12 protein-coding genes and 1 tRNA gene are annotated in these 14519 nt (G+C 65.5%); 6 read left to right on the top strand and 7 right to left on the bottom strand.

The window, feature by feature from the left end; genetic code table 11:
• Positions 1 to 284 precede the first annotated feature (284 nt).
• From LDO86_RS16830 to LDO86_RS16820, 3 genes are read left to right on the top strand one after another with little or no spacing between them, the layout of a single operon-like run.
• Complete coding sequence (locus LDO86_RS16830; protein WP_018768996.1) at positions 285 to 1853, top strand: NCS1 family nucleobase:cation symporter-1; 1569 nt, start codon at positions 285 to 287, stop codon at positions 1851 to 1853.
• A 27-nt stretch (positions 1854 to 1880) separates the two neighbouring features.
• A complete protein-coding gene (locus tag LDO86_RS16825; protein WP_018768995.1) occupies positions 1881 to 2624 on the top strand; it encodes an aspartate/glutamate racemase family protein in 744 nt (247 codons plus the stop codon).
• Positions 2625 to 2637: 13 nt separating this feature from the next.
• A complete protein-coding gene (locus tag LDO86_RS16820) occupies positions 2638 to 3399 on the top strand; it encodes an SDR family oxidoreductase (protein WP_018768994.1) in 762 nt (253 codons plus the stop codon).
• Between the two features lie 40 nt (positions 3400 to 3439).
• Here the strand turns inward: LDO86_RS16820 and LDO86_RS16815 are convergent, their stop codons facing one another.
• Genes LDO86_RS16815 through LDO86_RS16805 form a run of 3 tightly spaced genes read right to left on the bottom strand, consistent with a single transcriptional unit; the run spans position 3440 to position 6514 of the window.
• Positions 3440 to 3817 carry a sterol carrier family protein gene (locus LDO86_RS16815; protein WP_018768993.1) on the bottom strand — a complete coding sequence of 126 codons (378 nt, stop codon included), beginning with the start codon at positions 3815 to 3817 and terminating at the stop codon, positions 3440 to 3442.
• 40 nt (positions 3818 to 3857) lie between these two features.
• Complete coding sequence (locus tag LDO86_RS16810) at positions 3858 to 4874, bottom strand: asparaginase (protein WP_018768992.1); 1017 nt, start codon at positions 4872 to 4874, stop codon at positions 3858 to 3860.
• A 53-nt stretch (positions 4875 to 4927) separates the two neighbouring features.
• The gene (locus tag LDO86_RS16805; RefSeq protein WP_026265721.1) at positions 4928 to 6514 is read right to left on the bottom strand and encodes a molybdopterin-dependent oxidoreductase; all 1587 of its coding nucleotides are present in this window, start codon (positions 6512 to 6514) and stop codon (positions 4928 to 4930) included.
• Positions 6515 to 6609: 95 nt separating this feature from the next.
• Between LDO86_RS16805 and purD the strand changes: the two genes are divergently transcribed.
• Positions 6610 to 7926 (top strand): phosphoribosylamine--glycine ligase, encoded by a 1317-nt coding sequence (gene purD / locus LDO86_RS16800; RefSeq protein WP_018768990.1) that lies wholly within the window; start codon positions 6610 to 6612, stop codon positions 7924 to 7926.
• Position 7927: 1 nt separating this feature from the next.
• On the top strand, positions 7928 to 8866 hold the full coding sequence (locus LDO86_RS16795; protein WP_018768989.1) for a phosphoribosylaminoimidazolesuccinocarboxamide synthase: 939 nt from the start codon (positions 7928 to 7930) through the stop codon (positions 8864 to 8866).
• A 48-nt stretch (positions 8867 to 8914) separates the two neighbouring features.
• On the opposite strand, the gene LDO86_RS16790 is transcribed toward LDO86_RS16795, so the two are convergent.
• Positions 8915 to 10183 (bottom strand): helix-turn-helix transcriptional regulator, encoded by a 1269-nt coding sequence (locus LDO86_RS16790; protein ID WP_018768988.1) that lies wholly within the window; start codon positions 10181 to 10183, stop codon positions 8915 to 8917.
• A 128-nt stretch (positions 10184 to 10311) separates the two neighbouring features.
• On the opposite strand from LDO86_RS16790, the gene LDO86_RS16785 reads away from it, so the two are divergent.
• Positions 10312 to 10530 (top strand): hypothetical protein, encoded by a 219-nt coding sequence (locus LDO86_RS16785; protein ID WP_018768987.1) that lies wholly within the window; start codon positions 10312 to 10314, stop codon positions 10528 to 10530.
• 137 nt (positions 10531 to 10667) lie between these two features.
• On the opposite strand, the gene LDO86_RS16780 is transcribed toward LDO86_RS16785, so the two are convergent.
• The 3 genes from LDO86_RS16780 to LDO86_RS16770 form a co-directional block, all read right to left on the bottom strand.
• Positions 10668 to 10744: transfer RNA gene (locus LDO86_RS16780), tRNA-Pro, on the bottom strand.
• A 93-nt stretch (positions 10745 to 10837) separates the two neighbouring features.
• A complete protein-coding gene (locus tag LDO86_RS16775) occupies positions 10838 to 12664 on the bottom strand; it encodes an ABC transporter ATP-binding protein (protein WP_018768986.1) in 1827 nt (608 codons plus the stop codon).
• A complete protein-coding gene (locus LDO86_RS16770) occupies positions 12661 to 14469 on the bottom strand; it encodes an ABC transporter ATP-binding protein (protein WP_018768985.1) in 1809 nt (602 codons plus the stop codon). The genes LDO86_RS16775 and LDO86_RS16770 overlap by 4 nt, the downstream gene beginning before the upstream one ends.
• Positions 14470 to 14519 lie beyond the last annotated feature (50 nt).

The raw sequence follows: 14519 nt of genomic DNA, 5'->3' as shown, positions 1-14519 counted from the left end.
CGGCTTAAGTTTTCATATTACGAGAAAACATTATTGCTAGATGAGATTAGTCAGACGCGGGGGTATGGTCAATGTGACCGATGCCCCTGAGCCCGCAGAGTGCGCAGGCCGGGAGGAAGAAACAGTTTGTGACTGCCCGCCCATGCCGGCATTGCTTGACGCCCCCGTGACGCAGGTCATACTCTTATTTCACTATTCAATATCTCGATTCCGCAATGTGGAATAACAGAAACGACCCAAGGTCGGCCTCACCACACGGAATCCACCAAAGAATTGAGACCCCTATGCAGACCCCTCCATCGGCGGGCGTTGACGCGGACCTGGACCTGACAGCGCCGTCAGCCGGGCCGGTCCACCCGGCCGGCAGTGTCGAAGCCCTGTGCGAATCGGCCAGCGCGGCTTCCGGCAAGAGCATCAGCCCTTCCCTCTACAATGCAGACCTTGCCCCCACCAAACGCACGGGCCGCAGCTGGACGAGCTACAGCATCTTCACCCTGTGGGCCAATGACGTGCACAGCCTGGGCAACTACGCCTTCGCCATCGGGCTGTTCGCTTTGGGGCTGGGCGGGTGGCAGATCCTGATGGCACTCGGCATTGGTGCCGCGCTGCTGTTCGGCCTCCTTACCCTTTCCGGCTTCATGGGGGTGAAGACCGGCGTCCCCTTCCCGGTCATGAGCCGCATCAGCTTCGGCATCAGGGGCGCCCAGATCGCCAGCCTCCTCCGCGGCGCGGTGGCCGTGGCCTGGTTCGGCATTCAGACGTACCTGGCGTCCGTTGTCTTCCGCGTCATGCTCGTGGCCATGTTCCCGGGCCTCCACGACCTGGACCAGGACTCCCTCCTGGGGCTGTCCACGCTGGGGTGGATGGCATTCGTGGCCCTCTGGGTGGTCCAGCTGGTCATCGTCAGCTTCGGCATGGAGATGATCCGCAAATACGAGGCCTTCGCCGGCCCCGTCATCCTGGCCACCATGGCCGCAATGGCTGTCTGGATCTTCGTGGAAGCCGGCGGAAGCATCGCCTGGTCCTCCAACAAGGCCCTGGAAGGGCCGGAAATGTGGCTCACGATCTTCGCCGGCGGCGCCCTCTGGGTTTCGATCTACGGCACCTTCGTCCTGAACTTCTGCGATTTCACCCGCTCAGCCGTCTCAAAGAAGGCCGTGGTCCGCGGAAACTTCTGGGGCATCCCCATCAACATGCTCGTGTTCGGCGCCATCGTGGTGGTCATGGCCGGTGGCCAGTTCAAAATCAACGGGACCATCATCAAAAGCCCCTCGGATATCGTCCAGACCATCCCCAACACGCTCTTCCTGGTCCTTGCGTGCCTTGCCCTGCTGATCCTGACCATCGCAGTGAACCTCATGGCCAACTTCGTCGCCCCTGTCTACGCCCTGACCAACCTGTTCCCCCGGCGGTTGAACTTCCGCAAGGCAGCAATGGTCTCCGCCACCATCGGCCTGGTCATCCTGCCCTGGAACCTCTACAACAACCCGCTGGTCATCGTGTACTTCCTGGGCGGCCTCGGTGCCTTGCTCGGCCCGCTGTTCGGCGTCGTCATGGCTGACTACTGGCTGATCCGCCGTGGCAAGGTCAACGTCCCGGAGCTCTACACGGCATCACCGGAGGGCGCGTACTTCTACAGGAAGGGCGTCAACCCCCGGGCGGTCATCGCCATGGTTCCGGCCGCCGTCCTTGCCCTGCTGATCGCCTTCGTACCGGCACTGGCTGCCGCGGCACCCTTCGCCTGGTTCTTCGCAGCGGGCATTGCGGCGGCACTGTACTTCTTCATCGCCGACCGCAACCAAAGGCTGGACGACCACGACGGGGAAGCCATCGCCGTCGTCAGTACCCACTGAGCCAGTCACAAGCCAAGGACCTACCCAATGCGCATACTTGTCGCCAACGTAAACACCACGCAATCAATGACGGACTCCATCGCGGCCTCGGCACGCAGTGTTGCCGCTCCCGGCACGGAAATCGTGGGAATCACCCCGAGGTTCGGCGCGGACTCCTGCGAAGGCAACTTCGAAAGCTACCTGGCTGCCATCGCCGTGATGGACGCCGTCACCTCCTTCCCGGGAACGTTTGACGCCGTCATCCAGGCCGGCTACGGCGAGCACGGGAGGGAAGGGCTCCAGGAACTGCTGGACGTGCCGGTGGTCGACATCACCGAGGCTGCCGCCGGCACAGCCATGTTCCTGGGCCACAAATACTCGGTGGTCACCACGCTGGACCGGACGGTTCCCCTCATCGAGGACCGGCTGAAGCTGGCCGGCCTGGACGCAAGATGTGCTTCCGTCCGTGCCAGCGGAATGGCGGTCCTGGAACTCGAGGAGGAACCGGAACGCGCCGTTGAGGCAATCATCAACCAGGCCATGCTGGCCGTCACTGAGGACAAGGCCGAGGTGATTGTCCTTGGCTGCGGCGGGATGGCGGGGCTGGACGAACAGATCCGGCAACGGGCAGGCGTTCCCGTAGTGGACGGTGTGGCCTCGGCCGTAACCATCGCCGAATCGCTGGTCCGGATGGGCCTTTCCACCTCCAAGGTGCGGACCTTCGCTGCGCCGCGTCCCAAGACCGTCATAGGCTGGCCGCTGAACAAGCCGGCCGTGCCGGCGCAGTTTTAGGCCAGGAGACCGCATGACCACTTCCCTTCCCACAGCACGCGTCGCCGTAGTGACCGGGGCCGGCTCCGGCATTGGCCGGGAGGTTGCCCGGCAGATGCTGGCCGACGGCTATCGCGTGGTGCTGGCCGGCCGCCGCGAGGCCCAACTTGCTGAAACGGCGGACGGCCACGCGGAGGCCCTGGTGGTGCCGTGCGACGTCACCCGGCGCGACGACGTCGAACGGCTTTTCGAGGCAGCGCGCCGGAAGTGGGGGCGGGTGGACGTCCTGTTCAACAATGCCGGCGTGTTCGGTCCCGCCGCCGGGGTGGATGAGATCAGCCTGGAAGACTGGAACGCCACCCTTGCCGTGAACCTCACCGGGTCCATGCTGTGCGCCGCCGCGGCGGTAAGGACCATGAAATCGCAGGAACCGCAGGGCGGCCGGATCATCAACAACGGCTCCATCTCGGCGCATTCACCGCGGCCGCGGACGGTGGCCTATACGGTCACCAAGCATGCCATGACAGGCCTGACCAGGAGCATCGAACTGGACGGCCGGGGCTACGGCATCACCTGCGGGCAGATCGACATCGGCAACACCGCCACCGACATCATGGACACCATCGGCGTCGGCTCGGGGGCCCTGCAGGCAGACGGCAGCCGCAAGGTGGAGCCCATGTTTCCGGTGGCGGACGCGGCCCGCGCAGTACTGATGATGGCCAACATGCCGGCCTCGGCCAGCGTGGGGTCAGTAGTGGTCACCGCTGCGGGCATGCCCTTCATCGGCCGCGGCTAAGGCTTCTGCCGGGCCGGAGCAGCGCGAAGGGCCGGAGGGGCTAGAGGGGCAGCAGGGCTGACAGGTCCGCCCGCAGCCCGGACGCGGCCACCTTTCCGGCGCTGACTGCGTCGGCCCACTCCATCTGTCCCGTCACCATCGCAAGCCAGGTGGCGGCGTCGCACTCAATCACGTTGGGCGGGGTGCCGCGCGTATGCCGCGGGCCCTCAACGCACTGGGTGACGCCGAACGGCGGGACGCGCACCTCCACGGAGTTTCCCGGTGCACGCGCCGTCAGCTCCTCCAGCGAGTACCTGACGGCAGTGGCCAGGACGGTTCGCGGCAAGGGAGCGTCCGACGACGGCTGGGCAGCTTCCAGCCATGCGTTCAGTGCTGCTTTGCCTTGCTGGACGTCAATACGACGGCGGGCTACGGCCATGCGGTCAGCCTTCCTTTGATGTCTGGTGTGGGAAGGGGTGTCAGTCCAGGAGGGCGGAAACAGCGGGGCCCAGGCGGATCTTTCCTACCGGCCGTCCGCCGCCCATCACCGGTTCCACAACCTGCTCCAGGGCGCTGGCAACTCCCGGGATCTCCACGGCCCCCGCCGCGGCGAGCAGCGTCAGGGCCACCAGCGAGGTGGCCCTGATGTTTCCGTCCAGGATCTTGACGGCCACGGACACGCCCTGCGGAGTGGCCATGGCCAGCACCCCCTCTGCCCCGATCTTGGCGATGATCTCCAGCTCGTCCATCACCAGGGTGTTGGCCTCGCCACGGCCCTGTACCGCCCATGGGTAATCGAGCATCGAAGTGGCGATGGTGGCGGCCCTGGCGCTGAAGCTCTGGTCCCCGGGAGCCTTGGCGAGCTGGGAGTAAGCCCTGGCCAGGCCTTTCAGGGAGACAGCCGCCACGGGGGCGCCGCAGCCGTCGATCCCCAGGTGGGCGATCTTCTCACCCGTGTATTCCTCCACAACGGTGCGCACGCGCTGCTGCAGCGGGTGGTTCGGCTCCAGGTAGCTGTGCGTGTCCCACCCGTTTTCCGTGCAGGCCCACAGGAAAGCGGCGTGCTTTCCGGAGCAGTTGTACGCCAGCCGCGACTTGCCCTTTTCGGAGCGCACCAGCCAGTTCCGGGCCGTTTCATCCTGCGGCCAGGCCTCGGGGCACTGCAGCTGGTCTTCACGGACTCCGGCGGCCTTGAGCATGCCCGCCACCACGTCCATGTGGTCCAGGGAGCCCGTGTGGCTTCCGCAGGCAATGGCCACCTGCGCGCCCCGCAGCGGAACCCCGGACTGCATGGCGGCCAATGCCTGGAACGGCTTGAGCGTGGACCGCGCGAAGATGGGCGTGTTGATGTCTCCGAGTTCGGTGACCACCGAGCCGTCGGCGGACAGGAGCACGGCGGAACCGATGTGCCGCGACTCCACAAAGCCGCTGCGTTCGATCACGGCCAGTTCGACGGCGGAGTCAACAGTGAAGGTGGCATGCGGATTATGCGGCATACTGCCAGTCTATGGGCCAGCCCCGCAGAAGCCCGGGCACTCCGGGCTGCGGCCTACTGCACGGTGACCATTATCGACTGCCAGCCTGACGCACCGTCAGGCACGGGATCTGCGCGCTGGTCGGTTTGGACCGCCCCGGTCCCGTCGGTTGCCCGTACCTTGATGTAGTGGGGGCCGGGCGTGGCGTCCCACTCGTAGGACCACTGGCGCCAGGTAACGGTGGACGCTTCGGCGGAGAGGGTGGCTTCCGCCCACCCGCCGTTGTCGATCTGGATTTCCACTTTGCTGATGCCGCGAGTTTGGGCCCATGCGGTGCCGCCCACCGCGACTTTTCCGGCCGGCACCTTCGCGAAGGACTTGGGCACGTCCACGCGGGCCATCGTCTTGATGGGGCCGCGCTCGGACCAGCCGCGCTCGGTCCAGTAGGCCTTGCTGTCCGCGAAACGGGTGACCTCCAGGTCCACCACCCATTTGGTGGCGGACACAAACCCGTACAGTCCGGGGACCACCATCCGCACGGGGTAGCCGTGCTCCAGCGGAAGCGGCTCACCGTTCATGCCGATGGCCAGCATGGCGTCCCTGTCATCCTGCAGGACCTCAAGGGGAGTGGAAGCGCTGAAGCCGTCGATGGACTTTGACAGCACCATGTCTGCTCCTTCTTTGGGCTTGGCGCGCGCCAGCACCTCACGGATGGGCAGGCCCAGCCACTTGGCGTTTCCGGCGAGGTTGCCGCCCACTGGATTGGACACGCAGGTGAGCGTGACGTGGGATTCGATCAGCTCGGCGTCGAGCAGGTCCTGGAAGGTGAGCGTCACTTCCTGCTCCACCAGCCCGTGAACGCGCAGTTCCCAGTCGTCAACGTTGATTTCCGGCACGCTCAAAGCCGTATCGATCCGGTAGAACTCGCCGTTGGGCGTCAGCCACGGCGGGACGCCGGGGACCGTGGACTGGACCCCGGCCGGTACGGCGGCTGCAGCTTTCGCCGGCGTTGGCAGGCTCAACGCTTCACGGGCCTGGGCCACATTGCTGCGCGCCGCAGCCAGCAGCCGCCCACCGGTGGCGGCGATGCCCGCGGCTACGGCCGTGATCCCGGCAGTGGCGAAGAAGCGCCGGCGGCTGGTGCCTTCGCCCCCAGGCCGTTCGCCGCCGTCGGACGCTGTATCCGCCGGCGCTTCCGGCCACGCCTTCAGCCCCCACAGCGGCACCATCAGGCGGTGCAGGACCACCAGTCCGGCCAGGGTTCCCAGCACCGAAGGGATGGCGTCAGCGGCGCCGACGCCGGCGCGGGTCACCACGCTGGCCACGATCACGGCCCCCATGAAAAGTACACCCAGGACGCCGAGGGCCCATTTCCGGTAGGCCACCACGCCCAGGATGCAGGCGAGCACCGCAATGGTCAGGCCCATGCCCACGAATAGCGCTGTCTTGTCGTTGGTGCCGAACGTGGCGATCGCAAAGTCCTTGAGCCACGGCGGCGTGAAGTCGATGAAGGTGGACCCCAGGGCAAAGAGGGGGGTGGCGCGGGCGGTAAAAAATGCGCCAATCAGCTCCGCAACGGCAAGTACGACGGCGGCTGCCACCACGCCTGCCAACGCGGCCATGGTTCCGGCGCCTGTCATCCTGTTTCGCAGCTTTGTCATATGTATGGTTCGGAGCGGGCGGGACTCCGGATTGACCAGGCGGGGGAGGACACAGCTTAGGAGCGGGGAGGGTGCACAAAGTACCCTTGGACACTGTGAAGGTACTCGTCATTGGCCCCGGAGGCCGCGAACACGCCATTGTCCGCTCCCTGCTCGCCGACCCCAACGTGTCCGAGGTCCACGCGGCACCTGGCAATGCCGGCATCAGCAAACTGGTTCCCACCTACGACATCAACGGCAACGATCCCGACGCGGTCGCCGGGCTGGCCGCACGGCTCGGTGTGGACCTCGTGGTGGTGGGCCCGGAAGCTCCGCTGGCCGCAGGCGTATCGGACGCCGTCCGCGAAGCCGGGATCCCCGTCTTCGGACCCAGCAAGGCAGCAGCCCAGCTGGAGGCCTCAAAGGCCTTCGCCAAGGAGGTCATGGCGGAAGCCGGCGTCCCCACGGCGATGGCCATGGTGGCCACCAACGCCGAGGAAGCAGCATCGGCACTGGACACCTTCGGCGCCCCCTACGTGGTGAAGGACGATGGACTCGCCGCGGGCAAGGGTGTTGTTGTCACCCGCAACCGCGATGAAGCTTTGGCGCATGCCCAGTCCTGCTTCGACGCCGGCGGCTCCGTGGTCATCGAGGAGTTCCTGGACGGCCCGGAGGTTTCCCTCTTTGTGCTCTGCGACGGGCAGAACACGGTGGCGCTCTCGCCCGCCCAGGACTTCAAGCGCATTTTCGACAATGACGAAGGGCCCAACACCGGCGGCATGGGTGCCTATACCCCGCTTGAGTGGGCCCCCGAGGGGCTGGTGCAGGAAGTCCTTGAACGCGTGGCCCAGCCCACCGTCAACGAGATGGCCCGCCGCGGCACCCCTTTCGTCGGTGTGCTGTTCGTCGGCCTGGCCCTCACGTCACGCGGCACCCGCGTGATCGAGTTCAACGTCCGCTTCGGCGACCCGGAAACCCAGGCCGTCCTCGCCCGGCTCAAGACCCCCCTCGGTGCGCTGCTGATGGCCGCCGCCAAGGGCGAACTGGATAAGGCTGAGGAGCTGCGGTGGTCCAAGGAGGCCGCCGTCGCCGTCGTTATTGCCTCCGAAAACTACCCGGACACGCCCCGCACCGGTGACCGGATCCGTGGCCTCAAGAAAGTGGAAGCGCTCGACGGCGTGCACGTTATCCACGCCGGAACCGCCCTGGACAAGGAAGGCAAGGTGGTGTCCGCCGGCGGCCGTGTCCTGGCGGTTGTCGCCCTGGGCAGTGACCTGGTGGAGGCGCGCGAGAAAGCGTACGACGGCGTGGAGCTGGTCCAGCTGGACGGGGCGCAGTTCCGCACCGACATCGCCCGCAAAGCCGCCCGTGGCGAGATCAAGGTTCCTTACGGCGCCACCGGTTCGATGCCCATCGTGAAAGCAAAGGCCTGACATGACTGAAAACCGAGAGAACCGCGGCTACGCCACCAAAACACTGGATCTTCCCGGCTGGACCCACGTCTACTCCGGCAAGGTACGCGACCTCTATGAGCCCGCCGACGAATCCATCCTGCAGCGCGTTGGGCAGGACTGCGTACTGGTGGTGGCCAGCGACCGCATCAGCGCCTTTGACCATGTGCTGTCCAGCGAAATCCCGGACAAGGGACGCATCCTCACGCAACTGAGCCTCTGGTGGTTCGACCAGTTGGGCGTGGAACACCATGTGCTCGGCTCCACGGTGGAGGACGGCGTCCCGGCCGAGGTTGAAGGCCGGGCCATGATCTGCAAGAAGCTGGACATGTTCCCGGTGGAATGCATCGCCCGCGGCTACCTCACGGGCTCCGGCCTGCAGGAGTACAAGGCCTCCGGAACCGTATGCAACATCCCGCTGCCGGAAGGGCTGGTGGACGGATCCCGGCTGGAGCACGCCATCTTCACGCCGTCGGCCAAAGCGCTGATCGGGGAGCATGATGAGAACATCACCTACGACGCCGTAGTGGCGCTGGTGGGCGACGACATCGCGGGCCGCCTCAGTGAGTTGACGCTGAAGATTTACACGACGGCGGAAAAGATCGCCCGGGAGCGCGGCATCATCCTGGCGGACACCAAGGTGGAGTTCGGCTACGACGCAGCCTCCGGGTCGATCACCCTGGGCGACGAGGTGCTGACCCCGGATTCCTCGCGTTTCTGGGACGCTGCCACCTACAAGCCGGGCCAGGCCCAGCCGTCCTACGACAAACAGTATGTGCGGGACTGGCTGACATCGGCGGAGTCCGGCTGGGACAAGGCCTCGGACACGCCGCCGCCGGCGCTCCCCGCTGAAGTAGTGGAACGGACCCGCAGCCGCTACGTCGAAGCATACGAGAAGATCACGGGGAAGGCGTTCTCCTAGAACAACCGGAAGCCAGGTAAGCCCGCACTGCGGGTTTACCTGGCCTGGTCAGCTGGCTTTCGCAGCCGCAGCGGCGGCGCGTTTCTGCGCCAGCTTAATCTCGAGGATCGCGTCCAGCGCCTGTTGAACCCGGTCCTGGGCGCCGGCAGTGGCGAAGGCCTTTTGGGCTTCCTCGAGATGCACCAGTGCTTCGTCCGTATCACCCGCGGCCTTGAGGGACTTGCCCAGGAGGAGGGAAACTTCACCCGCGGTGTGCTTGGCGAGCTCCGCGCGTTCGGCGTGGATTTCCCGCAGCTTTTCGACGGCGGCCACAATGTCCCCGGTCAGGTACAGCCAGCGGGCACGGATGAAGGCGACCTCCAGCTGATCGGACTTGTTCCCACCCACAATCGACAAGGCCAGTTCGGCACGTTCGATTGCCGACAGGGTCTCCGGCTCCACGATGCCCGAGGAAAGCCGGACGGCTGCGGAGGCCTTGTTGAACCGGGCCCACAGTTCGATGTCATTGGCGGGGGAGAGCAGGCGTGCTGCCCGCTCATGGTGTTTGACGCCTTCCGTGTAGTCATGCCGCATGAACGCAACGTTCCCCACAACCCAGGCCACCTCGCCGGCGAGCTGCGTCATGGAAAGCTCATCCACGTGGTCGATCATGGCCTGGCAATACTTCCAGGCCTCGTCGAGCCGCCCGCTTTCTGCAAGCGCCCCGATCAGCGCGTGATGGGCGTTGATGATCAGGGTGGATCCCTTGGGCAGCTGCCTGCAGAGGTCCACTGCCTGGATCCCCTGGTCCACGGCAAGGCTCAGCTGGCCTTGTCCCTGGTAGATACCGGCCAGCATCTGGTGTGCCCGTACGGCAAGGCCGGCGGATTCCCTGGCCATGGGGTGCTCCAGCAAGTGCTCCATGATCTTCTGGGCTTCGCGCCAGTTTCCCTGCTTGATGAGGCATTCGGCCTGCATATAGGTCATGTTCCACCAGGCGCTGGTGTTCCGCCCCTCGAGGGCAATCTTCGCGGCCGTGGCAGCGTGGCTTGCCGCCAGTGGATAATCACGAAGGTCCCACGCCTGGCGGGCATAGAGGCCTGCCAGCACGTACTCGGCGTCGCTCACGGAAATTGGCTGGCTCCAAGCCTCCAGCGCCTTGGGGGCCAGTTCCAATCTGCGTGCCAATTCTTCAATTACTTCGGCTGTCGGCTCCCGGCGGCCGGTTTCCAGCAGCGAAATGTAGCTGGGTGAATACAGGTCCTTGCCCAGTTCGGCCTGTGTCAGTCCACGCTCCAGGCGCTCCGCGCGGAGCTTTTCTCCGAACCCGTTGCCCACGCGTTTCCTCCTTCTGGACACTTGGGCTGCCGAATGCTTGACAGCCCCTGTGGAAAATATTTTACAATGTGTGTCAACAAGGACAGTGCTGGCTTTGTAACGAATCCGACTCGTATTGAGGAACTTATATGTTGAAGAAGATCGCAACCGCGGCCGTCCTGGCTGGGGCCCTGGCTTTTTCTGCGGCGGCTCCGGCCGTCCTGGCTTCAGGTTCCGTCGCCGATAATTCGGGTGTGTCGGTAGCTGTTGGTAACTGGCCTGATCCCGCCTCAGCAAAGGTGAAGAAGGACAAGAAGACCGATACTACCTACACAACGTACGTGGGCAACTGGCCTGATCCCGCTTAAACAGCTTCCTCACACAGGAGGCGGGAGTGGCTCCGGAGCAACAGCTCCGGGGCCACTCGTTTTAATCCCGGGGTGCCGGGCCGTGACCACATCGAGACAAAAAAGAGGGCCTCCGCAAGGAGACCCTCTTTTCGTTATGGTCGGGATGACAGGATTTGAACCTGCGACCTCTTCGTCCCGAACGAAGCGCGCTACCAAGCTGCGCTACATCCCGATCCGCTGCAAAAGCAACTTTACAAGGATAGCCGATTCCGGGTCCCGATGCGAAATCCAGCCCGGTCCAGCCCGGTCCGGGGCGGGACGCGGGTCAGACCAGGGAGTCCTTCCACGCCCCATGCAGGTCGGCGAAGCGTCCGCCGCCGCCGATCAGTTCCTCCGGCGTGCCGTCCTCCACGATCCGCCCGTCGTGCACCACCAGGACACGGTCCGCCGTCTCCACCGTGGACAAGCGGTGGGCGATGATCAACGCCGTCCGGCGTCTGGCTTCCGTGCCGGCCAGCAGGCGGGCCAGTGCGGCCTGCACCAGGCGTTCGGACGGGATGTCCAGTGAGGAGGTTGCCTCGTCCAGGATCAGCACGGCCGGCTGCGCCAGGAACGCCCTGGCAAAGCTGATCAGCTGCCGCTGGCCGGAGGAGACCCTGCCGCCGCGCTTGTTGACGTCGGTGTCGTAGCCCTCGGGAAGTTCAAGGATGAATTCGTGGGCGCCAACTGCCTTGGCGGCCTCTTCGATTTCGGCGCGTGATGCCTCCGGCCGGCCCAGGGCGATGTTGTCCGCCACCGAGCCGCTGAACAGGAAGGCCTCCTGGGTGACCATGACGATGTTCCGGCGGAGGTCGGTGGTGGCCAGGTCGCGGAGGTCCACGCCGTCCAGGGTGAGCGTTCCCGAGGTGACGTCGTAGAACCGGGCGATGAGTTTGGCCAGGGTGGATTTTCCAGCGCCCGTTTGTCCCACCAGCGCCACTGTCTGTCCGGCCGGGATGTGCAGGTCCAGGCGCGGCACCACCAACGGACCGTCGCCATAGCGGAACTCGACGCCGTTGAAGTCGATGCGTCCCGTGGCGCTGGGCAGGGCCACCGGGTTCCTGGGTGGCCGGACCGTGGGAACCTCTTCGAGCAGTCCGGACACCTTCTCCAGTGCTGCCTGCGCGCTCTGGAATGAGTTGTAGAACATGGCCATCTGGTCCACCGGCTGGAAGAAGCGCTTGGTGGACAGGATGAGGGCCAGGAGTACGCCCACTGCCAGGCCGCCGTCCAGCACCCGGAATCCGCCGAAGAGCAGGACCACGGCAACGCAGACGTTGCCAATCAGCACCAGTCCCGGTTGGAAGATGCCGTTGAGGTTGATGGAGCGGACTGTGACCGCGCGGTAGTCCTCGGCGAGTTTCCCGTAGCGCTCCGAGTTCTCCTTCTCCTTGCGGAAGGCCTTGACGGCGCGGATGCCGGTCATGGTCTCCACGAAATGCACGATCAGCCGGGCGGAGACCACGCGGGACTCCCTGAAGGCGATCTGCGAGTGCTTCTGGTACCAGCGCGAAAGGAAGAACATCGGCACGCCGGCGGCCAGCACCAGCAAACCGCTCCGCCAGTCCAGGGCAAAGATGGTGACGGCGGTGAAGGCCATGAAGAGCATTCCCGAAGCCAGTGAACTGACCCCCGAGTCGAGGAGTTCGCGCAGTGCTTCAAGGTCTGAGGTCTGCCGGGCGATGATCCTGCCGGAGGTGTATTTCTCGTGGAACTCCAGGCTGAGCCGCTGCGTGTGCCGGAAGACGCGCACCCTGAGGTCCAGCAGCATCGCCTGGCTGAGCCGCGCCGTGGAGGTGACGTACAGGGCGGTGAGTCCCGCCGTCGCAATGGCTGCCAGAAGGTAGGCGACGCCGGTGAACACCAAGGGGGCGTTGTTGCCGGCCTGGAGGGCGGGAAGGGCATGGTCGATCCCGAACGCGATCAGTGCCGGGCCGGCCACCCGCGCGGCCTGGGACAGGACCACCATGGCGATGGTCAGCCAGAACCGCGCCCGCACGGGACGGATCAGCGATCGCAGCAGGGCAAGTGACCGCCGTCGTACTGCCCGGCTGTCGCTCTTGCTGAGGTGGGCATTGTCTTCATTTGCGGTGCCGAACGTTGCAGTGCTCATCGGGACACTTCCTCAGCATTGTCTTCAAGTGCCGACAGTTCAGAGTCCAGGTCCCGCGGCTCCCGGTCCAGGCTGGCGATGACGTAGCGGTAGTGCTGGTTATGGGCCAGCAGTTCGGTGTGCGTTCCGACGGCGGCGATGCGGCCGTCCTCCAGCAGGGCCACCCGGTCCGCGAGGGCCACGGTGGACGGCCGGTGGGCCACGATCAGGGTGGTGGTGTCCTTCAGGACCTCGCGGAGGCGGGCCTCCACCAGCTCCTCGGTGTGGACGTCCAGGGCTGACAGCGGGTCGTCCAGGACCAGGATCCGCGGACGGGCGGCGATGGCACGTGCCAGGGCGATCCGTTGCCGCTGGCCGCCGGACAGGCTCAGGCCTTCCTCGCCGATCAACGTGTCCACACCCCCGGGCAGGGAATAGGCGAAGTGCGCCTGCGCCACATCGAGGGCCTCGTCCAGGACCTCCTCTGTGCGGGCCGGGGCGCCGAGCAGGACGTTGTCCCGCACGGAATTGGAAAAGAGCGTGGTCTCCTCGAAGGCCACCCCCACGATCCGGCGCAGCTCCTCCACACCGAAGTCCCGGATGTCGACGCCGTCGATGGTGATGGCGCCGCCGGTGACGTCGTACAGGCGCGGCACCAGCTGGATCAGCGCACTCTTGCCGCTGCCGGTGATGCCCACCAGGGCCATGGTTTCGCCGGGCCGGATGTCCAGGTTGATGTCCTTGAGGATGGGCTTGTCCGGGGCGTCCTCGAAGGCGAAGGTTGCGTTGTTGAAGCGCAGTGCCCCGGCCAGCTCAGCCGGCCGGCGGGGCTGGGCAGGACTGGTGATGGTGTTTTGCGTGTCCATCACTTCGTAGTGGCGGTCGACGGCGGTCTTGGCGGTGAGTGCCATGGCCAGCAGCATGCCGGAGAATTCCACGGGGGAGGCGATGACTGCCGCGGTGGCGAAGAACGCCACCAGGGAGCCGATGCTCAGCTGGCCGCTGGCGCACAGCATGACCCCGACAATCAGGCCGGCTCCCAGGGCGAGTTCAGGAAGCAGGGTGACCACCATGGTGAACGTTGCCTGGTGGCGTGCCTTCTCGATCTCAGTCTGGCGCAGGCCCTCTGCCTGCTCGTTGAAGTTTTCCAGGGCTTCCCGGCTGCGTCCGAAGGCCTTGAGCACGCGGATGCCGTGGACCGATTCCTCCACGGTGGTGGCAAGGTCGCCGGCCTGGTCCTGGCTTCGCCGCGCCACCTTGCTGAACCGGGTGCGGAACCGGAAGCTGTTGATGGTGATGGGAACGGCGGCGGCCAGGAAGATCAGGGCCAGCTGCCAGCTCATGGCGAACATGGCCACGACGCCGATGATCACCGTCAGGGTGGTGACCACCAGCATGATGGCGCCAAAAGCCATCCAGCGGCGCAGGAAGTTCAGGTCCGTCATGGCCCGGGACAGCAATTGGCCGGATCCCCACCGGTCGTGGAAGGAGACGGTCAGGTCCTGCAGATGGTTGTAGAGGGACACCCGCATGCGGGTCTCCACGGTGGTGGCGGGGTTGATGACGAACTGCCGGCGCAGCGCCACCAGTCCGGCTTCTGCGATGCCCAGGACCAGGATGACGGCAGCCGACACCCAGACCGCCTCCGGCGTGGCCCCTGGCTGCAGCGCGGTATTGACCAGGACCCGCAGCACCTGGGGGATGGTCAGCGCCACGACGCTGGCGAGCAGGGCGCACAGGAGTCCCAGCAGGAGCCTGGGGATGATGGGCCGGACGTGCGGATAAAGACGGCTGATGGATCGGAAAAATGGAGTCTGCTTGGCCATGCCCGCTTCTCAAGCTCTAAAACGAATGTAGTTTCCTCTAGCAACTACCC

The sequence above is a fragment of the Arthrobacter sp. StoSoilB19 genome (genome assembly GCF_019977275.1).
Taxonomy (GTDB): Bacteria; Actinomycetota; Actinomycetes; order Actinomycetales; family Micrococcaceae; genus Arthrobacter.
This window is presented reverse-complemented; position numbering and strand designations above follow the sequence as displayed.